The 22196-nt window shown below is 71.7% G+C and carries 16 protein-coding genes; 13 read left to right on the forward strand and 3 right to left on the reverse strand.

Annotated features, from left to right (window positions below; genetic code table 11):
- Window positions 1-38: 38 nt before the first annotated feature.
- From J2S43_RS09485 to J2S43_RS09500, 4 genes are read left to right on the forward strand one after another with little or no spacing between them, the layout of a single operon-like run.
- On the forward strand, window positions 39-1061 hold the full coding sequence (locus J2S43_RS09485; protein ID WP_306828436.1) for a multicopper oxidase domain-containing protein: 1023 nt from the start codon (window positions 39-41) through the stop codon (window positions 1059-1061).
- Complete coding sequence (locus J2S43_RS09490; protein WP_306828437.1) at window positions 1058-4939, forward strand: ThuA domain-containing protein; 3882 nt, start codon at window positions 1058-1060, stop codon at window positions 4937-4939. Before J2S43_RS09485 ends, J2S43_RS09490 begins: the two co-directional genes overlap by 4 nt.
- A 59-nt stretch (window positions 4940-4998) precedes the next feature.
- Window positions 4999-6522: an OmpL47-type beta-barrel domain-containing protein gene (locus J2S43_RS09495; protein ID WP_306828438.1), complete on the forward strand. Its 1524-nt coding sequence runs from the start codon at window positions 4999-5001 to the stop codon at window positions 6520-6522.
- A 14-nt stretch (window positions 6523-6536) separates the two neighbouring features.
- Entirely contained in the window at window positions 6537-7508 is a 972-nt protein-coding gene (locus J2S43_RS09500) for a hypothetical protein (RefSeq protein ID WP_306828439.1), read from the forward strand.
- Between the two features lie 47 nt (window positions 7509-7555).
- Here the strand turns inward: J2S43_RS09500 and J2S43_RS09505 are convergent, their stop codons facing one another.
- Window positions 7556-8599: a polysaccharide lyase gene (locus J2S43_RS09505; RefSeq protein ID WP_306828440.1), complete on the reverse strand. Its 1044-nt coding sequence runs from the start codon at window positions 8597-8599 to the stop codon at window positions 7556-7558.
- A 254-nt stretch (window positions 8600-8853) separates the two neighbouring features.
- Between J2S43_RS09505 and J2S43_RS09510 the strand changes: the two genes are divergently transcribed.
- The 3 genes from J2S43_RS09510 (at window position 8854) to J2S43_RS09520 (ending at window position 12274) form a co-directional block, all read left to right on the forward strand.
- Entirely contained in the window at window positions 8854-11553 is a 2700-nt protein-coding gene (locus tag J2S43_RS09510; protein WP_306828441.1) for a plasmid pRiA4b ORF-3 family protein, read from the forward strand.
- Window positions 11554-11638: 85 nt separating this feature from the next.
- Window positions 11639-11869, forward strand: coding sequence for a hypothetical protein (locus J2S43_RS09515; protein WP_306828443.1), 231 nt, complete (start codon window positions 11639-11641; stop codon window positions 11867-11869).
- Complete coding sequence (locus tag J2S43_RS09520; protein ID WP_306828444.1) at window positions 11870-12274, forward strand: hypothetical protein; 405 nt, start codon at window positions 11870-11872, stop codon at window positions 12272-12274.
- A gap of 18 nt (window positions 12275-12292) precedes the next feature.
- On the opposite strand, the gene J2S43_RS09525 is transcribed toward J2S43_RS09520, so the two are convergent.
- A complete protein-coding gene (locus tag J2S43_RS09525; protein ID WP_306828445.1) occupies window positions 12293-13231 on the reverse strand; it encodes a LacI family DNA-binding transcriptional regulator in 939 nt (312 codons plus the stop codon).
- A gap of 132 nt (window positions 13232-13363) precedes the next feature.
- On the opposite strand from J2S43_RS09525, the gene J2S43_RS09530 reads away from it, so the two are divergent.
- The 5 genes from J2S43_RS09530 (at window position 13364) to J2S43_RS09550 (ending at window position 18453) form a co-directional block, all read left to right on the forward strand.
- Window positions 13364-14182 (forward strand): ABC transporter permease, encoded by an 819-nt coding sequence (locus tag J2S43_RS09530; RefSeq protein WP_306828446.1) that lies wholly within the window; start codon window positions 13364-13366, stop codon window positions 14180-14182.
- Window positions 14179-14970, forward strand: a complete 792-nt coding sequence (locus tag J2S43_RS09535; protein ID WP_306828447.1) for an ABC transporter permease — start codon at window positions 14179-14181, stop codon at window positions 14968-14970. Before J2S43_RS09530 ends, J2S43_RS09535 begins: the two co-directional genes overlap by 4 nt.
- The gene (locus J2S43_RS09540; protein ID WP_306828448.1) at window positions 14967-16205 is read left to right on the forward strand and encodes an ABC transporter ATP-binding protein; all 1239 of its coding nucleotides are present in this window, start codon (window positions 14967-14969) and stop codon (window positions 16203-16205) included. The genes J2S43_RS09535 and J2S43_RS09540 overlap by 4 nt, the downstream gene beginning before the upstream one ends.
- The gene (locus J2S43_RS09545; protein ID WP_306828449.1) at window positions 16205-17269 is read left to right on the forward strand and encodes an extracellular solute-binding protein; all 1065 of its coding nucleotides are present in this window, start codon (window positions 16205-16207) and stop codon (window positions 17267-17269) included. The genes J2S43_RS09540 and J2S43_RS09545 overlap by 1 nt, the downstream gene beginning before the upstream one ends.
- Before the next feature lie 98 nt (window positions 17270-17367).
- Window positions 17368-18453: an adenosine deaminase family protein gene (locus J2S43_RS09550; RefSeq protein WP_306828450.1), complete on the forward strand. Its 1086-nt coding sequence runs from the start codon at window positions 17368-17370 to the stop codon at window positions 18451-18453.
- An 81-nt stretch (window positions 18454-18534) separates the two neighbouring features.
- On the opposite strand, the gene J2S43_RS09555 is transcribed toward J2S43_RS09550, so the two are convergent.
- Window positions 18535-19761: a serine hydrolase domain-containing protein gene (locus J2S43_RS09555; protein WP_306828451.1), complete on the reverse strand. Its 1227-nt coding sequence runs from the start codon at window positions 19759-19761 to the stop codon at window positions 18535-18537.
- Window positions 19762-20043: 282 nt separating this feature from the next.
- Here J2S43_RS09555 and J2S43_RS09560 point away from each other — a divergent pair, with 282 nt between their 5' ends.
- Window positions 20044-22170 carry a hypothetical protein gene (locus tag J2S43_RS09560; protein ID WP_306828453.1) on the forward strand — a complete coding sequence of 709 codons (2127 nt, stop codon included), beginning with the start codon at window positions 20044-20046 and terminating at the stop codon, window positions 22168-22170.
- Window positions 22171-22196: the final 26 nt, after the last annotated feature.

Here is a 22196-nt window from a genome sequence, read left to right on the forward strand (position 1 = left end):
CCCGAGGTCTGCCGCCGTCCCGACACGAACGGAGACGCATGGACAACGCTGACAAGGACGCGGGGAAGGGCCGGAGGTGGTCCTTCTCGCGCCGGTCGATCTTCGGAATCGGAGCGCTCGGGCTGGCCGTGCCCACGCTCACCGCCGCGGTCACGTCGAACGGGACACCCGCGCGGGCCGCCGGCGCGGTCCGGAAGATCACGATCTACGCCGAGTCGCTGGGCAACAACCAGTACGGCTACGGCCTCGAACGCGGGAAGGCCACGATCCCCGGGCCGATCCTGGAGATGTACGAAGGGGACACGCTGGAGATCACGCTGGTCAACACGACGGACCAGCGGCTCTCCATCCACCCGCACGGCGTCGACTACGACACGAACTCGGACGGCTCACCGTTCAACGGGTCGTTCAACGGGCCGGGGGAGACCCGGACGTACACCTGGCGGTCGCACGAGATGACCGCGGCGGCCGGGCGGCGGTTCCTGCCGGGCAGCGCGGGCTACTGGCACTACCACGACCACGCGATGGGTACGGAGCACGGCACCGCGGGCGTGCTGCGCGGGCTCTACGGCGCGCTGATCGTGCGGCGGCGCGGGGACATCCTGCCGGACAAGCAGTTCGTGGCCGTGCTGCACGACACCACGATCAACAACCGGATCGCGCCGGAGACGCCGCTGTTCGAGGCGAACCTCGGGCAGCGCGTCGAGTGGGTCGCGATCGGCCACGGCAACCTCTACCACACGTTCCACCTGCACTCGCACCGATGGGCGGACAACCGCACCGGTTACCTCGAGGGCCCCACCGACCCGAGCGCGTCGATCGACAACAAGGACCTCGGGCCGGGCAGCTCGTTCGGCTTCCAGGTGCTGGCCGGTGACGGTGGCGGGCCGGGCGCCTGGATGTACCACTGCCACGTGCAGAGCCACTCCGACACCGGCATGTCCGGCGTCTTCCTGGTGCGCGACGCGGACGGCAGCATGCCGCCGGGCGCGCAGGAGGCGATCGACCGATTCAAGGGACACAGGCACATCCAGTCCGACCACGGAGGTCACACCGGATGAAACGGAAGGTAAGAGCCGCCCTGGCCCTGGCCCTGATCCTCGGGCCGGTTCCCCTGATGGCGCAGCCGGCACAGGCGGTGGAAGACCAGGACAGAGTCCTCGTCTTCCACGGCCCCGCGGCCCAGCAGGAGGACCCGGTCGCGAAGGCGACCCAGACCATCAGGGACGTCGGCTCTGAGCAGGGCGTCGACGTCACCGAGAGCACCGACCCGGCCGTCTTCACCAAGGCCGAGCTGGCGAAGTACCGCGCGGTCGTGTTCCTGTCCGCGACCGGCGCCGCGCTGAACCGGGACCAGGAGTCCGCGCTGCAGGCCTACGTCAAGGCCGGCAACGGTTTCCTCGGCATCGGTGACGCGGCGAAGGCGCAGGTGGACTCGTCCTGGTTCACCGGCCTGATCGGCACCCGGCCGGCCGGCGCGGGTGCGGAGGCGGTCTCGAAGGTCACCGCGAGCGGGGAGAACCCGCCGAGCGAGACCGCGGCCAAGCTCACCGACGGCGACCCGGCCACGAAGTGGCTGGTCCGCACGCAGGCCGCCACCGTCACCTACGAGCTGGCCGCGGCGAAGACCATCCAGGCGTACGCGCTGACCTCGGCCAATGACTTCGAGGGCCGCGACCCGCGGGACTGGACCCTGCAGGGCTCCGCGGACGGCTCCGCGTGGGCCGACGTGGACCGCCGCACGAACGAGGACTTCGCCGGACGCTTCCTGCCGAAGCGCTACGAGCTGGCCACGTCCGCGTCGTACAGGTTCTGGCGGTTGAACGTCACGGCGAACAGCGGTGAGCCGCTCACCCAGCTCGCCGACTGGAAGCTCTTCTCCAGCGCGTCCGCGTTCCCGCCCGCGCCGCCCGTGGCCGAATCCGTGATCAACATCCTGGACCGGGATCACCCGTCGACCAGGGGCCTGCCGCTGACCGTGAAGCGGTCGGACCGCTGGTACAACTGGGAGCCGAACCCGCTGGGCACCGTGCACACGGTCGCGCAGGTCGAGGAGCGGCACTACAACCCGGGCGCGAACCCGAACGGGCCGTTCCACCCGATCTCCTGGTGCCGGGACTACGACGGCGGCCGGTCCTTCTACACCGGCATGGGCCACACCGAGGGCGGCTACGGCGAGGACGTGTTCCGCGAGCACCTCGCCGGCGCGCTGAACTGGACGTCCGGGCGGGTGCGCGGCGACTGCCAGGCGACGATCGCGAGCAACTACAGGATCGAGCGCCTCACGCCGCAGAACCAGGCCGGGCAGCTCGACCAGATCGGTGAGCCGCACGGCATGACGGTGGCGCCGGACGGCACGATCTTCTACGTCGGCAAGGCGGCGTGCCCGAGCGGCCCGATCGTGGACTGGGCGAACCCGAACGTGGGCCTGGGCTGCGGCACGATCCACACGTACACGCCGTCGACCAAGGCCGTGAAGCTGGTGACCACGCTGCCGGTGATGGGCAACCGGGGCAGCGGCGACGAACTGGTCAAGAACGAGGAGGGCCTGCTCGGCATCGTCACCGACCCCGCCTATGAGACGAACGGCTGGGTCTACGTCTACTGGATGCCGCACGCGTCGATCGACCGGGAGAAGCGGACCGGTGAGCGTACGATCAGCCGGTTCACGTACCGGAACGGCACCTGGGATCTCAACAGCCGCAAGGATCTGCTGACGTTCACCGTGCAGATCCACAGCTGCTGCCACGCGGGCGGCGGCATGGCGTTCGACGCGCAGGGCAACCTCTACGTCGGCTCCGGCGACAGCAACTCCTCCGGCGGGTCGGGCGGATACTCCGGCAACAACTGGACGCAGGAGTACGCGGGCATCTCGTTCCAGGACGCGCGCCGCACCTCCGGCAACACGAACGACCTGGCCGGGAAGATCATCCGCATTCACCCGGAGGCGGACGGGACGTACACGATCCCGCAGGGCAACCTGTTCCCGCCCGGCACCGAGCGGACCCGCCCGGAGATCTACGTGATGGGCGTGCGGAACATCGCGCGGCTGCAGATCGACGAGGAGCGGCAGTGGCTGACCGCGGGCTGGGTCGGGCCGGACGCGTCCGCGCCGAGCCCGGAGCTGGGCCCGGCCAAGTACGAGACGGCCACCATCCTCACCTCGGCCGGTAACCAGGGCTGGCCGTACTGCATGGGCGACCAGCAGCCGTACCGGGATCGCAGCAACACCGACGCGACCGTGCTGGCCGGCTGGTACGACTGCGACAACCTGAAGAACACCTCGCCGCGCAACACCGGCCTGGTGGACATCCCGCCGGCCCGGGACAACATGATCTGGTACTCGCCGGACGGCGGCGGCCCGGTCTTCCCGCTGCGCGACAACGGCATCCCGTCCTATGTGGCCGCGGAGGCGACCTACACCCAGCCGTACCTCAAGGGTGGCGGCCAGGCGGTCATGTCCGGCCCGACCTACCACTACGACCGGGTGAACGCGGCCAGCGGCGTGGCCTGGCCGCGGTACTGGGACGACAAGTGGCTCATCGGTGACCAGTCCAACGGCGCCAACCGGATCGCGGTGACCGTGGACCCGGCCGGCGTGCCCGCGCAGTCACCGCCGCCGTTCGCGGAGACGCTGCGCGCGATCCTGCCGACCGGCGCCGGCGACAACCAGCTCTACTCCTGGATGGACGCGAAGTTCGGCCGGGACGGCGCGCTCTACATGCTCGACTACGGCACCGGCTTCTTCAGCCTCAGCCCGGTGCAGAAGCTGATCAAGGTGTCGTACACCGGCGGGCCGGCCACCCCGGTCCCGGCGGCCTCGTCCGTCGCGATCCAGAACAAGGCGCTGGCGTACGCGTTCAACGGCTCCCGCTCCGGCGGCGTCGGCCACCGCTGGGACTTCGGCGACGGTACGTCGTCGTCGGAGATCAACCCGCGGCACACCTACGCGAAGGCCGGCTCGTACACGGTCAAGCACACGGTGACGTACGCGGACGGCGAGGTGGTCACCGTGCAGTCGACGGTGACCGTGGACTGCGCCGCACCGGACACCCGCGCGAACGTGGTCATCGGCGACACGGACACCGGCGTGCCGAACAGGACGGCCACCGGCGCCTGCACGATCAACGACCTGATCGACGACGAGGGCGTCTGGCCGGACCACGACACGTTCGTCCGGGACGTCACCGCGACCTCGGACCGGCTCGTCAAGGCCGGCACGATCACCAGCCGGCAGGCCGGTGCGCTCACCCGGGCGGCCGCGTCCTCGCAGGTCGGGCTGCCCGGCCGGACCGGATACGAGCCGCTGTTCGACGGCACCCCGGAGTCGCTGGCCGGCTGGGAGATGGCGCCCTCGGGCGAGTTCACCATCCAGCCGGACGGCAACCTGCGCTCCTCCGGCGGGCTGGGCATGCTCTGGCACACCAAGGAGCTGGGCGACTTCTCGCTGCGACTCCAGTTCCGGGACCTGGCGCCCGGCGACACCCGCGCGAACAGCGGCGTGTTCGCCCGGTTCCCGGACCCGCGCACGCCGGTCGCCGAGCGGCCGGAGTGCGCCCGGACCGGGTCGGCGGCCACGTCACCGGCCTGGGTGGCGATCTACTGCGGACACGAGATCCAGATCTACGACGGTACGACCGGGGAGCCGCAGAAGACCGGATCGATCTACAACTTCGACCCGCAGCCGCTCGCCAACGCCGGGGTCACGCCGAAGAACGTCTGGAACGACTACGAGGTGAAGGTGGTCGGCCAGCACTACACCATCATCCGCAACGGCGTCGTGATCAACGAGTTCGAGAACGCGCCGGGCATCCAGTCGTCGCGGGCCGGTGACCCACCGACCGACCTGCGGCAGTTCCTCACCGGACACATCGGCCTGCAGAACCACGGCAACGCCGACGTGATCGAGTTCCGCAACATCCGGGTGCGGTCGCTCTGACCGGAAGCGGGGCCGGTCGTTCGCGGCCGGTCCCGCACTTGCTCATCCAGGAAGGTGCCATGTCCGTACGGAAGATGCTCCGGTGTGCCGGGGTGGGGCTGGCGGCATTGCTGCTCGTGCTCGCCCCGATGCCCGCCAACGCTGTGCAGGCCGCGCAAACGCTCACCTGGACCGCGGACGGCGACGTCACGCGCTACAAGACCGCGCCGGCGACCGCTGCCGCCGGTGAGACCACGATCGTCTTCGAGAACAGCGTCGCGACCGGCAACAACGTCGGCATGCCGCACACGCTGACGTTCGACACCAGCACGCCCGGCTACAACCACGACGTCAACCTCAACATCCTGGCCAACCCGTTCGACGCGACCGGCGGCCTGCACACCGCGACCGTCACGCTGAACCCCGGTAAGTACCGATTTTTCTGCACGATTCCGGGTCATGGCACGATGACCGGCGAGCTCACCGTCACGGACGGGCCGGGCGACCCGGACACCACGCCGCCCACGGTCACCGGCACGCTCTCCGGCACGCAGAACGCGGCCGGCGACTATGTCGGCAGCGCCACCGTCACGGTCGCGGCGGCCGACAACCAGGGTGTGGCCACGATCGAGTACCAGGTCGACGACACGAGCTGGACCCCCTACTCGGCACCGGTCGCCGTGACCGCGCTCGGCGACCACTCGGTGCAGTTCCGCGCCACCGACACCTCCGGCAACGTCTCCACGACCGGCTCGGTGCAGTTCACGGTCGTGGCACCGGAGCCGGACGAGGACGTCACGCCGCCGGTCGCCACCATCGCGCTGGCCGGGGACCGCGACGACGCCGGCAACTACACCGGCCCGGTCACCGCCACGCTCGCCGCGACCGACGACGACTCCGGCGTGGCGACGATCGAGTACCAGCTCGACGGCGGCACCTGGACGATCTACACCGCGCCCGTCGTGATCAGCGCGCCCGGCATGCACATGCTGCACTACCGGGCGAGCGACAACGCCGGGAACGTCTCCGCCGAGCAGATGTCGCACTTCACCATCGTCGCGCCGGAGGAGCCGGACACCACCCCGCCGGTCGTCACCGGCACGGTGACCGGCACCCAGAACCCGGACGGCGCCTACGTCGGCGTCGCCACCGTCACGGTCACCGCGACCGACGACGGCGGCGTGGCCACGGTCGAGACCCAGCTCGACGGCGGCGCCTGGACCCCCTACACCGCGCCACTGCGGATCACCGCGCCCGGCCTCCACGCGGTCAGCTTCCGCGCCACGGACACGGCCGGGAACACCGCGCCCGCGCAGAGCGCCGGCTTCACCGTGGTCGCGGACGGCACCGACGAATGCCCCGACTCCGACCCCCGGGACACCGTGGTCATCGACGGTGACGACACCGGAGTCCCGAACCTCGACACCGGCGACGGCTGCACGGTCAACGACCTGATCGCGGAGCGCGCCGGCTACCCCACCCACGCCGCGTTCGTCCGCCACGTCGAGCACGTGACCAGCGGGCTCGTCGTGGCCGGCACCCTGACCAACCGACAGGCCGGGACGATCGTGCGTGCTGCCGCGCGGTCCGCCATCGGCTCATAGACAGGAGACCGACGATGAGACGAGTTGTCACCCTGGCCGCCGCCACCGCCGCGGCCGTCACCGCGGCCGTCCTCGGCGCCGCCCCCAGCGCCAGCGCCGGCCTGACCACCTACTGCGTCGGCACCGGCGGCGCGGTCACGGTCCCGAACGACCTCTACGTCCCGCCGGGCGAGTCGTGCGCGCTCACCGGCACGATCATCACCGGCAACGTGGCCGTCGCGGCCGGCGCGAACCTGGTCGTCGACGACGGCCGGGTCGACGGCCTGGTCGAGATCGCCTCCGACGGCTACCTGGACGCCCGGAACAGCACGGTCCGCGGCGACGTGGTGGTGGCGTCCGGCGGCTACGGCGTCTACCTCCAGGACTCCGACAGCGGCGCGGTCACGGTCCGCGCGAAGGGCTCCTCGACGATCAACACGTTCCTGTTCGCGGACGCCTCCACGATCACCGGCTCGGTCAACGCCGGCGCCGGCGACGTCCGCATCGACCGGGGCAGCACGGTCACCGGCTCGGTCAGCACGAACGGCACCTACTACACCGACCTGCACGACTCGTTCGTCGACGGCGGCCTGTCCGTGCTCAACAGCGGCGCCGGCAGCGTCATCTGCGGCAGCGCGGTCGCGGGCCGGAGCACGTTCGCCGGCAACGTCGGCGGCGTCCAGGTCGGGCCGAACGGCACGCTGGACAGCTGCGCGTCCGGTGGCTACTTCGGCGCGGACGTCAGCATCACCAACAGCACCGGCGGCGTCACGCTGGACGACAACATCATCAACGGCGCGCTGACCGTGCAGCGCAACACGCCCGCGGTCCAGGTCGCGGCGAACAACCGGATCCGCGGCGGCGTGGTCGGCGACCCGGCCGCCTCCGCCCAGCGCCGGGCCGCCGCTGCGGCAGCCGACCGGGACGCCAAGGCCCAGGACCGTGCGGAGAAGCGCCACGAGGCCGCGGTCGGCGAAGCCGAGGCCTCCGGCGCCGCCCGCCTGTGACGACTCCTCCGTGATCAGGGCGTCCCCGTGCTGCCGGGGACGCCCGATCATGGGAGTCGCGGGGCGGCCGTGCCGGGCCAGCCCGTGGCGATCTCCAGGTCGTCGTAGAAGATCTCGCTGTCGGTGCGGGGCGCGAACGTGGCGTCCCCGCCACCGGCGAACGACGAGAAGTACGCCCTGTCCACCTGATCGCCGTTGCTGACGAACCGCAGCCCGGTCACGTGCGCGGCCCGCGCGCCGTCCACCCAGATCTCGATCTCGCCGTCCGCGTTCGCCTGCCCGCCGCTCACCGTGTTGACCCGCAGCCGCTGCACCACGTTGACCCACCGGTCCGACGGCCAGAACACCTGATCACCGCCGGTCACCAGATCGGCGGCGTCGCCGTACTGGCCCGCGTGCCCCATCGAGTAGTAGTAGATCGCGGCCTTGCCGTCCCGGCCCCAGATCAGTCGCGAGCTGAACCCGTTGGTGCCGTCGCAGGCCTGCCCGCCGGAGCACGAGTCGCCACCGGCCAGCCCGAGCCCGACCTTCCCGGCGAAGTTCGTGGTCCCGAAGCTGAACCCCGCGCCGAGCCGGATCCACTGCGACACGTAGTACTCCCGGCGCGGCTCCAGCGCGAACGGCGCCTGCGCCCCCGAATCCTCCGGCCCGATCTGGCCCGCCGGATAGCTCACCCGCAGTGACTTCCCGCCTGAGTGTGCCACCGCCGCATCGACCGCGGCGCGGCTGCTCATCCCCAGCTCCCACGGCGTGCTCCAGCCGTCGCTCTGCCACTCGCCCTTGCCGTAGGCGGTACCGGCCGCGGCCCGCTCGAAGTCCGTGACCTGCACGGACTCGCCATCCACGACCTTCGGTGCCGGCGGCGACGACGATCCAGGCGGCGACGGCGACGGCGAGGCGGACGGCGGACCGGCACCGATCCCGGCCTCGAACCCGGGCGGCGGCACCGCGGCACTCGGAGGGTCACTCGGAGTGACGGCGGCGACGTTCTCGACGGGCGGCGCGGCGCACGCTCCCACAGCCGCCACCAGGCCGGCGGCGAGCACGGCCATCACGGCACGACGCATGCGGGACTCTCCGATCCTCGGCATCGCCGATCAACGTACCCACACCGGGCCCTTCCGCCGAACGTGCGAAATCCGGCGCTCCCGGGCGTACCCCATCAAAGGCCTTAAGATCTTGATCTTCCCGCTTCCGGCGGGGTGGCGTTGGGCATGCTCCCGCGGGCACCGGTCGTCGCTGGCGCTCCTCCCTGCGCGTTCCGCGTCACACGGGCGAAAGGCACGCCCACCTCATCGACAGGGTCACCCGGCGGTGGTCGCGGGCCGTTTTCTAAGCTCTGCCGGTGACGTCCGAGTTGAACCGTGCCGCCGATGACACCACGCTGTTGATCCGTGCCCGGCGGATCGCCGACTGGGTGGGAGACGGGCGGGCGGTGACGCCGAAGGGCTTGCTCAAGCCCGCCGACGTGCCGGCCGCGGCTGCCGCGCTGGGCGTGCCGCTTCCGGCGAGGTTTCGTTCGGCCGGGGACGTCGGGGCGATCCACCGGCCGTGGGTGGCGGCTCAGGGCGCCGGCCTGCTGACCGTGACGGGCGGGCGCGCGGTGCGGGCCGATGTGACCGGTGATGACTCGTTGACGCTGTGGTGGGCGGCGGTGCGGGCCGTGCTCCAGGCCGAATCGCCTCCCGGTGAGGACCGGGCGATGCCGGTGCTGTGCCGGATGCTGCTCACGGCGGCGAGCGCCGGCCCGGCCGGCTCCACGGCCGGCTCCACAGCCGACTTTCCGGCGGTCTTCCGCGAGCTGATGCACCAGGCGAGCGTCGACGACTTCCACGCGGTGAACTCGTTGTACCGCGACGAGCGCGGGCCGGTCGACATCGGACTCGATTTCCTGGGTGAGGCGGGAGCGGTGCACGACCGGCGCATCACCGCGCTCGGCCGGTGGCTGCTGGAGCGGATGACGGAGGAGTGGCCGCCGCCGCTGACCCCGGAGCTGAGCGCCACCGAGGTGCTGGACCGGCTGGCCGGCCTCGCCGGGGACGAGGCATGGCACGAGGCCGGCCCGTGGCTGGCCGGGCGCACCGCGGACGCCGCCGCGAGGGAACTGCTCACCGCCGCCGCGACCGCCGCTCCGGCGCAACGGCTCGCCGCGGTCGACGTGGCGTCGAACCTCGGCGACGAGGCACTTCCGGCCTGGCGGGAGGCGGCCGCCACGCCGACGCTGGGACCACACGCCCGGCTGGTGCTGGCCGACGGCGCGCCGGACACCGAGGACGCGGACCAGGGCTGGTTCGCCGTCGAGTACGCGCTGGCCGCGCTGTCCACGGACGGCCCGGAGGAGGCGTACCACACGCTCCGGGAGTACAACGGCGTCGACACGGCCGGCACCGGGCACCCGGGCGAGCCGGAGCTGCGGGAGGCGCTGTCGTCGCTCATCGCGGCCGGTGGCCCGCCGGTGCCGGTCTACCAGCTGAAGATCAGTCTGTCCCGGGTGCGGCCGGCGGTCTGGCGGCGGATCCGGCTGCCCGCCACCACGACCCTGGACGAACTGCACCACATCATCCGGATCGCGTTCGACTGGGACGACGACCACCTGCACGTCTTCACCGCCGGAGGCCTCGACTACGCCGACCCGTCCTTCGGCATGGAGCAGACCCGGGACGAGTCGCGGGCCCGGCTGAGCCGGGTGGCACCCCGCGCCGGCGCGACGATGACCTACGTCTACGACCTCGGCGACCACTGGGAACACCGGATCGTCGTCGAACGCATCACCGGCACCGCGTCACCCGACATGCTGGCGGTCTGCGTCGCCGGCGAGGGCGACGCCCCGGTGGAGGACTGGATCCCCGGTGACGGCCCGGAGACCACGCCCTTCGACCTGGAAGCCATCAACCGGCGGCTGTCCGGCGACGACGCCGCCCCGGTCGCCGGCACCACGCTGTTCGACCGGGCCGGCGATCTGAAGGGCGAGCTGGTGGCGTTCTCCCGGCAGCCGCGGTACGACCGGGACCTCACCCGGTTCCTGACCGAGCACGGCGGCGGCACCGGCCGGTTGACCGAGCGGCAGGGGACGTTGCTGTGGGACACCTTCCTGTTGGAGCACCGGCTGCCCAGCGGCCGGACGGTGCTGGAGGACTTCGTCGCCGCGCACCCCGAGTTGCCCGGCCCGGAGCGGGAGATGCTGCTCGGCTGGCAGGACGTGGTGCAGGGCTCGTTCGAGGTGCTCCGGCACGAGGGCCCGGCAGTGGTGGTGGACAACCTGGTGGACGACCTGACCTACCGGGTGCGGTCGAACAAGGGGCCGGACGTGTTCCGGCAGTTGGGCGCGGGGTGGTTCATCCTCGGCCGGCTGGTCGCGGTCGGTGACGAGTGGATGCTGAGCGGCTCGGCCGATCTGGTGCGCCCGGAACAGCGGGACACCGCGTACGCGATCGCGCTGGAATTCTCGACGCACATGCCGGCCGCGGTCTTCCGGAACCCGGAGAAGCTCGCCACGGCGTGGGAGATGCAGCGCCTCGACCGGGAGCGCTTCATCCGGTTCTTCGGCACCGATCAGGTGGTCCTGCCGGACGATCAGGTGGAGGCACGACTCGGCGACTACTACGCGTTCGCCCGGGGGGAGACGGACTCGGCCCCCGGCGCGCCGCTCCCGGAGACGGCGGGAGCGGAGACGGTGGCGCTCATCTACGACGAGATCGACGGGCTCGGCACCTACACGAACTTCGGCCGGGTCGCCGAGGCGTTCGCCGACCCGGACCTGCTCCGCCGCCGCCGCTGGCGCGAGGACACGCTCTCCTACCTGCACGACGACAGCGTGGAGCCGATGGTCCTGCGCCGGCTCGCCGACCCCGACCCGGCCAACGCGACCATCGTCTTCCGGCGCCTGCTGAAGCGCCCCTCGTTCGAGTGGACCCGCGACGCCGAGGCCACGCTGCGCGAACTCAAGCCGGCCTACTACGCGCACCCGCCCCGCCCGTCGACGACCGTGCTCAGCGACCGCCTGGCCGCGTTCGCCACTTCGCGCCGGGTCGTGGCGGGGACGTGAACGCCCGAGTCGACGCGGCCGGAGGCGGGTTGCGGGCGTGGTGCCACCGGAATACCCTTTTCGGTATGACCAAGAAGCTGAGCACATGACCAAGAAATTGAGCATCAGCGTCCCCGACGACGTCGCGGAGACGCTCGCGGCGCAGCCGAACGCGTCCGCGTTCATTGCGGAGGCGGTCCGGGCGCACCGCGCCAGACTCGCCACGCAGGCGCTGCTGGCCGGCGCCGGATACACCGTCACAGGTGAAGGCGTGGAGCGGATGCGTGCGCGTCTCGAGGCGGTGCGAGCCGCCGGCCGGCGATCCGAGGCGGCATAGGTGGAGATTCGCATCGGCGCCGTGCTCGACCATTCGGCCTTGGTGGCATACGCCCGGCTCGATGGCCTCGCGGTCGGCGAACTGCTGATGGTGCTGGCGGAGAACAGCGACGTCGCCGGGGTTCCGGCCGGCTGTCTGCTGAGCGCGCACGAGGCTCTCGGTGACGACCACGAGGGTCGACGGCGGCTGGCCGAGCTGGCCACCCACCCCGACATCGCGGTTGCGGTGCTTCCCCTGATGGGCCCGGACGTGGTCGACGTCATGACCGCCTCCGGGAAGGCCGCCGAGCTGATCGGCAGGCACGCCGTCATCGAGGCGCACCGCAGGCGGGTTCCGCTCGCGACGTACGAGGCCGCGACCGCCCGCACCGAGGTGCACGACGTGCTGGACCTCGCCGCGCACTGAGCGGCGGGTCCGGCGCGGTCAGCTCGACCAGGTCACGTGGACCGGGAGGCGGCGGGTCTCGTCGGTGCCGGACGTGAGCAGGTCCATGGCCGCGCGGCCCAGTTCCTCGCCGTCCACGTCGATCGCGGGTGTTCCGGGGGCGCCGAGCGCGTCCGTGACCGTGGCCTCCGCGCTGACCACGACGTCCTCCGGCACGTGCACGCCACGCCCGCGCAACGCGAGCATCAGGCCGAGAGCAAGGGCGGTCGCATACGGTACGACGGCGGTCGCGCCGGTGGCCAGCACCTCCTCCGCGCTCGCCACCCCCGCCGCGAACGTGGCCGGGAACGGCCCGTGCACGCTCAGCTCCACCCCCGCGAGAGCCGCGGCCGACGACGCGGACGCGGCGCGGCCCGGGTCCTGCCAGGAGCCGGCCGGACCGCCCAGGTAGGCGATCCGCCGGTGCCCGCGCGCGGCCAGGCCGGTGACCACGGTGCCGATCGCGGTGGCGGTGTCCGCGACCACGGACGGCAGGCCGGGGATCTCGCGGTCGACCAGGACGATCGGCTTGACCGTGCCGATCGCGCGCACGTGGGCGTCCTCGCCGCGCGGTGCGGCCAGGATCAGGCCGTCGACCTGGGACGCGAGCCGGGACAGCGCGGCGACCTCGGCCGAGGTGGTCAGCGGCGCGACCGTCACCGTGAGGTGAAGGTCGGAGGCGGCGGCGCGGGCCTGGGCGCCGCCGATGATCGGGGCGAAGAACGCGTTCTCCAGCGTGGGGACGACGAACGCGGCGAGGCCGGTGCGGCCGCGGGCGAGCTGGCTGGCGGTCCGGTTCAGCACGTATCCGAGCTGGTCGGCGGCGCCGAGGATGCGGGTGAGTGTTTCCGGCGCGACCATCTCGGGGCGGGTCAGCGCGCGCGAGACCGTCGACTTGTTGTAACCGGCCAGTGCCGCTACGTCGGCCAGGGTCGCCACGGGTGAGGGCCTCCAGGTTCGTTACACGCTGTTTACCGGAGCAGGTGCCGCTACATCATCCTCGGCGTCGTAGTCTGCGTGCAATCGGTTGTGCAACCGGTTGCATCTGGCCGAAGACGAAGAAACGGAAGAATGTCCAGAAAAACCGCCCTGCTCGTGCTGCCGGGGCTCGCGTTCCTCGCCGCGGGGTTCCTGGTGCCCGCGGTGGCGATGCTGGTCGCGCCGCCGGGCGAGGAGCCCACGGCGGTCCTGGCCCGGCTCGGCGAGATGCTCACCGACCCGTACGAGTGGAGGATCATCGGCCGGACCGTCACGCTCGGCCTGATCGTCACCGCGCTCTGCGTCGGGCTCGGCTTCCCGATCGCCTACCTGCTCGCGAGGTCGCGGGGAACGTGGGGCGGCGTCCTGCTCGCGCTCGCGATCTTCCCGCTGCTGCTCAGCAACGTGGTCCGCACGTTCGGCTGGCTGGTGCTGCTCGGCGCGAACGGCGCGATCGGCCGGTTGCTCACCTCGACCGGGCTGACCGACGACCCGCCGCAGATGCTCTACACGCCGCTGGCGATCGTGCTCGGCCTGACCCAGCTGTTCCTGCCGCTCGCGATCATCTCCTGCTACTCCGCGGTGGCGCAGGTCGACCCCGGGCTGGACGACGCGGCCCGCGGGCTCGGCGCGAGCCGCACCCGGGCGTTCTGGAGCGTGGTCGTGCCGCTGTCCGGGCCCGGCATCGTGGTCGCGGCCACGCTGGTCTTCGCCGGGTCGGTCACCGCGTACACCACGCCGTACCTGCTCGGCGGCTCCAGCCAGCGGATGCTCGCCACCCAGCTGTTCAGCTACGCGTCCGTCTCCGTCGACTGGGCCGCGGCCAGCGCCACCGCACTGATCATGACGATCCTGGTGTTCGCGGTGTCCGCGATCTCGTCGCCGGCCGGCCGCAGGGGAGCGACGTCGTGAAGCGCCCGGTCGCCGCCACGCTTGCCGTCCTCGGCTACATCATCATGATCGGCCCCATCCTGTTCGTGGTCGCGACCGCGTTCAGCGCCGGGCGTACCCTCAGATTTCCGCCCGAGGGTTTCTCGCTGCGATGGTTCGAGGCCGCGGTCACCTACGACCCGTTCATGGAGTCGCTGGTCGCAAGCCTCTGGCTGGCGCTCGGCGCGACCGTGCTGGCGCTGCTGCTCGGCGTGCCGGCCACGATCGCGATCCACCGGGGGAGGATCCCGGGCAGAGGGCTGCTGGAAGGGCTGTTCCTCAGCCCGCTGATCGTGCCGGAGCTGGTCGTCGGGCTCGCGCTCTACCAGCAGCTGATGATCGGGCTCGGCCTGGACAACCTGAGCACGCTGCTGCTCGGGCACACCGCACTGCTCCTGCCGTACGCGGTGCGGGTCACCGGCGCGTCGCTCGCGCTCGCCGACCCGGCCGTGGAGGAGGCGGCGCGCGGCCTCGGCGCCGGGCCGGTCCGGGCGTTCTTCACGGTCACGCTGCCGCTACTGCGGCCCGGTATCTTCTCGGCCGCGCTGCTCGGCTTCGTCACCTCGTTCAACAACGTGCCGCTGTCGCTGCTGCTGCAGGACCGCGAGTTCCGCACGCTGCCGGTGACGATGCTCGACTACGTCCAGCAGAGCTACAACCCGCGGATCGCCGCGATGGCCACGCTCATCCTCGCCGCGACCGTCGTCGTCGCCGTCATCGCGGAGCGCACCGTCGGCTTCGCCAAGATCTTCGGAGGAATCAACCGATGAGCCCCGATCTGCCGACGGCCCGGACGACCGGCGGCTCCGCAACTTCCGGCGGCTCCGCCATTTCGGGCGAGGCCGGCATCTCCGGCGGCCCCGCCACTTCCGGCCAGACCGGCGCCTCCGGCGGCTCCGCAACTTCCGGCGGCTCCGCCGCTTCCGGCGCGACGGGCATCTCCGGTGAGGCCGGCGCTCCGGTCGTTCCGGCCGCGGCCGGTGCTGTCGCCGCGTCCGGCATCGCGGCCGAATTCATCGGTGTGACCCAGCGGTTCGGGGACTTCACCGCCGTCGACGCGATCGACCTGCGGATTCCCGAGGGGAAGCTGACCACGTTGCTCGGCCCGTCCGGCTGCGGCAAGACCACGTCGTTGCGCATGCTCGCGGGCTACGCGCAGCCGACCGCGGGCACGATCAGGATCCACGGCGTGGACAGCACGACGCTGCCGCCGGAGAAGCGCGGCCTCGGCATGGTCTTCCAGTCCTACGCGCTCTTCCCGCATCTCACCGTGGCCGAGAACGTCGCCTATGGCCTGAAGCTGCGCAGGATGGGCAAGGCCGAGATGAAGCAGCGCGTGACCGAGACGCTGGAGCTCGTCGGCCTGGCGCACCTGCACGCCAGCAAGCCGAAGAAACTCTCCGGCGGGCAGCAGCAGCGCGTCGCGCTGGCCCGTGCGATCGCGATCCGCCCGCGGCTGCTCCTGCTCGACGAGCCGCTGTCCAACCTGGACGCCCGGCTGCGCGTGCAGATGCGCACCGAGTTGCGCCGCATCCAGGCCGAGACCGGCCTGACCGTCGTGCTGGTCACGCACGACCAGGACGAGGCACTGGAGATGTCCGACCTGATGGTGCTGATGCGCGGCGGCAGGATCATGCAGACCGGTTCGCCGCGCGAGGTCTTCGCCCGCCCGGCCAACCGTTTCGTGGCCGACTTCCTCGGCTACGAGAACTTCCTGACCGATGCGTCAAAGACCTTCGTCACGGTACGGCCGGAGCACCTGAGTGTCGGCTCAAGAAGCGCCGGCGCGGCGCTCAGTCTGGACGCCACCGTCGTGTCCACCGCGTTCCGCGGCGTGGACCTGCTCGTCACGCTCGACGCGGTCGACGGTGCCGGGCAGGCGGTCCGGCTGCTCGCCGACGTCCGGGCCGGCGATGGTGCCGGCCTCACGCCCGGCACGCGCACCACGGTCTCGGCCGGCGCGGCCCACCTCGTACCCCTGCAGGATTCTGGAAAGGATTTCTGATGCGCTCGATACGCCACGCCCTGATCGCGGCCGCCACCGCGGCCGTCGTCGCGGCCACGGCCGGCTGCTCCGGAGGCGGCGACGACTCCGCCGACGGCGCGGGCAAGCTGGTGCTCAGCACGTTCCCGTTCGGCGTGGAGGAGTTCACCGAGGCGGTCATCGACCCGTTCACCGAGGCGACCGGCATCGAGGTCGAGGTGGAGACCGGATCCAACGCGGACCGTCTCTCCCAGCTGCAGGTCGCGGGCGACAAGGCCGGCGCGGACGTCATGCTGATCTCGGACTACTACGCGGCGCTCGGGCAGCGGGACAACCTGTTCCAGGCCGTCCCGGCGGACCGGGTACCGAACCTGGGGCAGATCGCCGCGTTCGCGAAGGAGGCCGCCTACCAGGGGCCGGCCTACAGCTACCAGCTCAACGGCATCGTCTACAGCACGGACGCGATGAACGCGGACGCGGCCGCGAACTGGGACGTGTTCGCGGGCGCGCACAAGGGCAAGGTCGCGCTGCCGGACATCTCCGTCACCGCGGGCCAGCTGATGATCTCCGGCGTGGCGGCCAGCTACGGCTCCGGCCCGTACGACGTCGACGCCGCGTACCGGAAGCTCGCCGAGTGGAAGCCGGGCGTGCTGCAGTTCTACAGCTCGTCGACCGAGGTCACGAACCTGCTGACGCAGGGCGAGATCGTCGCGGCGGACACGCTCAACGGCTTCGCCACCAACCTGATCGCGGACGGCGAGAAGGTCGCCTGGACGCCGCCGGCCAAGGGCCGCTACATGGCCACGAACCGGGCCATGGTGCCGGCGACCTCGGCGAACACCGAGAACGCGTACCGGTTCATCGACTATCTGCTCTCCACCGAGGCGCAGACGTCCTCGGCCGAGCTGGTCGGTGACCTGCCGGTCAACCCGGGCGCGAGCGTGCCGCCGACGCTCACCGTGGTCGTCGGCGACATCGCCGGCGACCCGACCGCGGCCGGCTACACCACGCTCGACCCGGCGCAGCTCGTGCCGACGCGCAAGGACTGGGTCGACCGCTTCGCCCGCGAAGTCACCGGCGCCTGAACCACCCCTCCGGCCGGGCCCCACCACCGAGGGGCCCGGCCACCTTCTTGAAACCTCTCAGCCGCGCTGAGAGGTTTCATCGCTGAACCGGATGAGCCATGTCTGACCTCGAATACCTGCGCGCGATCCCCAAGGTGGAGCTGCACTGCCACCTGATCGGCACGGTCCGCGCCACCACGTTCGCCGAGCTGGCCCGCCGCGCCCGCCTGGACCTGCCGGCCGATCCGGAGCGCATCTTCGCGGACATCAACTCGCTGCCGCCGGACCCGGCGATCTACCGGAACACCCGCATCCCGGTGCCGCAGGGCCGGTCCGCGGACGAGCCGGCGGTCTCCTACTCGCTGTTCCGCGCCTCCGCGTGGGTGATCGAGGCGCTGCGCGACGCGGACGACCTGACCCGCATCGTGTTCGAGGCGTTCGAGGACGCGCACCACAACGGCGTGCGGCACCTGGAGATGTCCTTCGACGAGGTGCCACCCCACCTGGAGACTCTCGGCTACCGCGGCTCGGTCGAGGCCTACGCCGAGGGCATCCGGATGGCCGAGCGCGCGTTCGGCATGACCGGCCGCCTGCTCGCCGCGATCGACCGCAGCAAGCCGGGGGAGGACGCGGTCGCCCGGGTGCGGACCGTCGTCGACAACCCGCACGACTACGTCGCCGGCATCGGCCTGGACAACCTGGAGACGGCCGGGCCGCCGGAACGTTTCATCGACGCCTACCGGCTGGCCGGCGAGGCCGGGCTGGGCCGCACCGCGCACTCCTCCGAGCACGCGCCGATCGCCGCGAACACCATCACGTGCCTCGACGCGCTCGGCTGCGACCGGATCGACCACGGCTACTTCGTCCTCGAGGACGACGCCGTGGTGGCCCGTCTCCGCGCCGAGCAGACCCCGTTCCTGGTCGCGTCCACCACGTCCCGTCGCTCCTGGCGCCCGTGGCGCCGCGCCTCGATCGCCGCGATGCTCGACGCCGGCCTCAACGTCATCCCGTGCGCCGACGACCCCGGCATGTTCCCCACCAGCCTCACCGAGGAGTACCGCATCCTCCACGAGGACCTGGCCGTCCCCCGGGAACGCCTGCACGCGATGGCACTGTCCGCTGTGGACGCCTGCTGGCTGCCGCCCGCGGACAGGGCCGCGCTTCGCACCCGCGTCGAAACGGAGCTGGCCGCCCTGCCCGCCTGACAACGCTTCAGAAGCGCGAAACCTTTCAAAGGTGGCGTTCCCCGCTTCCGGCGTGCCCGCGGGAAGCGGCCGGGCCCGCGTTCAGCCACCGCCGGGCGGGTTCACCGGCCCGCCGGTCACCACCTCGTTCTCCTTCATGCAGATCTCCACCAGCGCCGCGCCGTCGGTGTTGGTGAGAACCACGCCGACCCAGCCGGTGTCCGGGTAGACGTTCCAGTTGCCGCCGATGCCGGGGCCTCCGCCGCCGCGGCCGTACATCCACTGGCCGTTGAGGACGTGGGTCGGCATCGTGTAGGCGTGGAACGAGCCGGGCTGGGAGCCGGGCAGCTTGGCGCCGGCGAACAGCCCGGCGTGCGGCCGGTCCAGCAGCGTGCCGTCGTGGACCGCCGTGGCGAAGCGGACCAGGTCGGGCGCGGTGGCGAAGGCGTCGCCGGAGGCGTGCCCGATGAACGCGCGGCCCGGGTTCCGGTCCAGGGTGTACTCGTTGACGCTGCCCTTGTCCAGGTTGCGCACCGCGTCGATCAGGCCGCCGTCGGCCTGCAGCATGTACGGGTGTGCGATCCGCGCGTCGGTGAGCCACCGGTCGCGGGTGTAGTAGCCCGAGCCGTTCATCCCGGCGCGCGCGAACACGTGTTCGTGCACGTAGTCCCAGAACGTCATGCCGGACACCGTCGCCACGATCTGCGCGGCCATGGCGAGCCCGACGCCGGATCCGGGTAGGTGCCCGTTGGACGCGGAGCCGGGCGGATTCACCAGCACCGCCTGCGAGATCCACCGTTCGATGTTCGCCTGCACCTCCTCGCGGCTGTGGAAGACGCGCTGCCAGTCGGGCATCGGCGCGTCCATCCCGGACATGCCGGTGAGCAGGTGGTGGATGGTCACCGAGGCGGCGATGTCGGGCTGCACGCCGGTCAGGAACCGGCCCACGGTGTCGGACAGCACCACCCGGCCCTGCTGCAACAGCTGCAGAACGGCCACGGACAGGAACGGCTGGCTCGCGGAGGAGAGGTTGAACGCGATGTTCTCGTGGTGGCGGACGCCGCGCTCCCGGTCGGCCAGGCCGTAACTGCGGGACAGCACGGTCCGGCCGCGGTGCGCGAGCAGCACCACGCCGGAGAACCTCCCCTCGGCGGCGACCTGCGCCACGAATCGGTCGTAGGCCCCGCCGGGCCGGGCGTCCGGCGGGATGTGGGTGTCCGCGGCCCGGGCGGGTCCGGCGCCGGTCATGGCCGCACCGGCGGCGGTGAGTCCGCCCGCGGCGATCAGGCGGCGCCGGTCGATGCCTCGCGGAGATTCGGAGTGCTTCATGCCTCCACTGAAGACGATCGACCGTTGCGGCGGCGTATGCGGTTTTCGATACGGACGCGATAACAGCGAAGCCCAACCGCTCAGAACCGATCTTCCCGCTTCCGGCGTGGCTGAGTCCCGGTGCTCCCGCGGGCACCGGTCGGCCGCGGGCGGCCTCCCTGCCGGTTCCGCGCCGGGCGCCAAAAAACCAAACCAGCCTCCTAGGATGCGTTAGGCGGTGTGTGGCGGACGCCGTCTACGGTGGACGGCTCAGCCGTGGGTGAGGTGCCGATGCCCGGATTCATGCGATCACTGTTGTCGCCCGACGTCGCGCTGCGCGTCGCGGCCGTGCTGCTGGCCGCGCTGATCGTGGTGCGGTCCCTGCTCGACGGCGTCAGCGGCATCGGTTCGATCGTCCTGGTCCTCGCCTCGGCCGGGCTGTTCTGGGGACTGGTCCGGTTGGCCGCCCGCCTGCGCGTGCTGCTCGCCGAGTCCAGCCCGGAGGCCTCCCGGCTGACGTCGAGGCTGGTCAGCCGCGCCCGTGCCCGCCTCGCCGCCGTGCTCGCCATCCTCGTGCTGGTCGTGCACACCGCGATCACCGGCTACCTGGGCGTGTGGACGATCCTGATCGCGCTCACGCTCGCCGCGGTCGCCACGCTGCTCAGCCCGGACCTGAGGCTGGTCGCCGTGCTCGGCGGCACCGCCGCGGTCTTCGGCACCGCGACCGTCTTCCTGGCGGACGTCTTCCAGGGCAGCACCGAGGCGCGCGCGCTCGCGGTGTCGATCGCCGCGATCGTCCTGCCGGTGCTGGTCTCCGACAAGATCGTCGCGGCGGTGCGGCGGCCCGCGCTCTCCACCACGCACCACGCGATCCTGGCCGTGCTGACGCTGCTGATCGGCTTCCTCGGCTGGACCCGGTCGGAGTGGTTGCCGGGCGTGACGCACGGGTGCTACACGCTGCCCACGACGACCTGGACGCTGCCCGTCTCGACCGGTATCACGATGCTGCGCGCGACCCCGGACGGGCGGCGCTGCTACGGGCTGCTGGACACCGCGGACCCCGGCGTGTTCGCGGCCCGCGCGTTCGGCCGCGACCCGGTCACGATCGATCTGCAACGCCGCATCCTGGAGCTGAACGAGCCGCTGAAGGACGGCGACCTGACCGTGGTCTGGCTCGGCGCGCTCTCCTGCGACCCGCTGCCGGCCGATGAGTCCCGGTGCGCGGACGGCCGCGACTACCCGTCCGAGCGCGACCAGTTGCGCGCGCTGATGTTCGCCCAGACGCTTTTCATCGCGACGGAGAGGGACAAGCGCCTGCACGTGGTGATCGCGGACGCGACGCAGGACGTGGCGCATGCGGACGCGGTCGCCGAGATGATCGTGCAGCGGCGGGACGCGATGGGCGAGCGGCTGGTGGTGATCGGCGGCGGCGACTCCCGGGACGTGACCCAGCGGGCGATCAACCTGCTGCTGGACGCGCAGATCCCGTTCATCGCGCCGAACCTCCTCGCGGACCTGGGCGAGCCGGACGCGCCGTTCGTCAACCGGCCCGGCTATCTGCAGCTCGCGTCCCCCAACCGGGCGTACGCGGAGGACGTGGTCGACGGCCTGTCCTTCGCGGACGGCTACCGCCTGGACGTCCACCAGGTGCCGAACCCCACCGACCAGTACACGACGTCACTGGTCAACGACCTGCTCGCGGTGGTGAAGGAGAAGAACGACCCGCGCGTCACGGCCCGGCACGTGGCCGCGCTGGACCGGATCGACGCCTCGGTCTGCAAGGACGCCGAGGAGCCGACCGTGCTGTACTTCGCGGACCGCTGGACCCGGTTCGCCGAGTTCGTCCAGCGGGTCAACGAGGTCTGCGGGCACTCCCGGCCCCGGCTGGTGATCGCGGACGTGTCGGTGAGCCGGTTCATGGCCAACGACCAGCTGCGCGCGGTCAGCAACGCGGACTGGCCGGTCGACTACCACGTGGGCGGCCCGTCCTGCGCCGACCTGACGGAGCAGAGCCTGCGGACCATCACCGAGCAGGTGTACGCGTCGCGTGACCTGACCGGCCTGGCGGAGAACGAGACCTTCGCCTGCGCGAACCGGGACCCGGCGGCGAAGGAGACCGGCGAGCTGCTGGACGCGTGCCCGCTGGACGCGGCCGTGAAGCTGGACTGCCGCCCGAACGACCTCGGCACCTACCTGATCCCGGCCTGGGACGCGGTCTTCCTGGCCGACGCGCTGCTACCGGACCGCCGGGTCCCACTGAACGGCCTGCGCGTGACCACCCTGCCGCTGTCCACCGTGGACACGGTGGCGAGCGTCGAGCGGGGCCGGCTGCTGGCGCCGACCATCGACATCCGGATGTGGCACGCCGACCCGCTCAACGACCCGCGCCGGATCTACGAGCGCCCCAGCGACGCGCTGCTCAGGCCGTGAGACGAGGTGCCGCATCGGCCGGCGCG

Origin of the sequence: Catenuloplanes nepalensis, assembly GCF_030811575.1 — a bacterium.
Lineage (GTDB): Bacteria > Actinomycetota > Actinomycetes > Mycobacteriales > Micromonosporaceae > Catenuloplanes > Catenuloplanes nepalensis.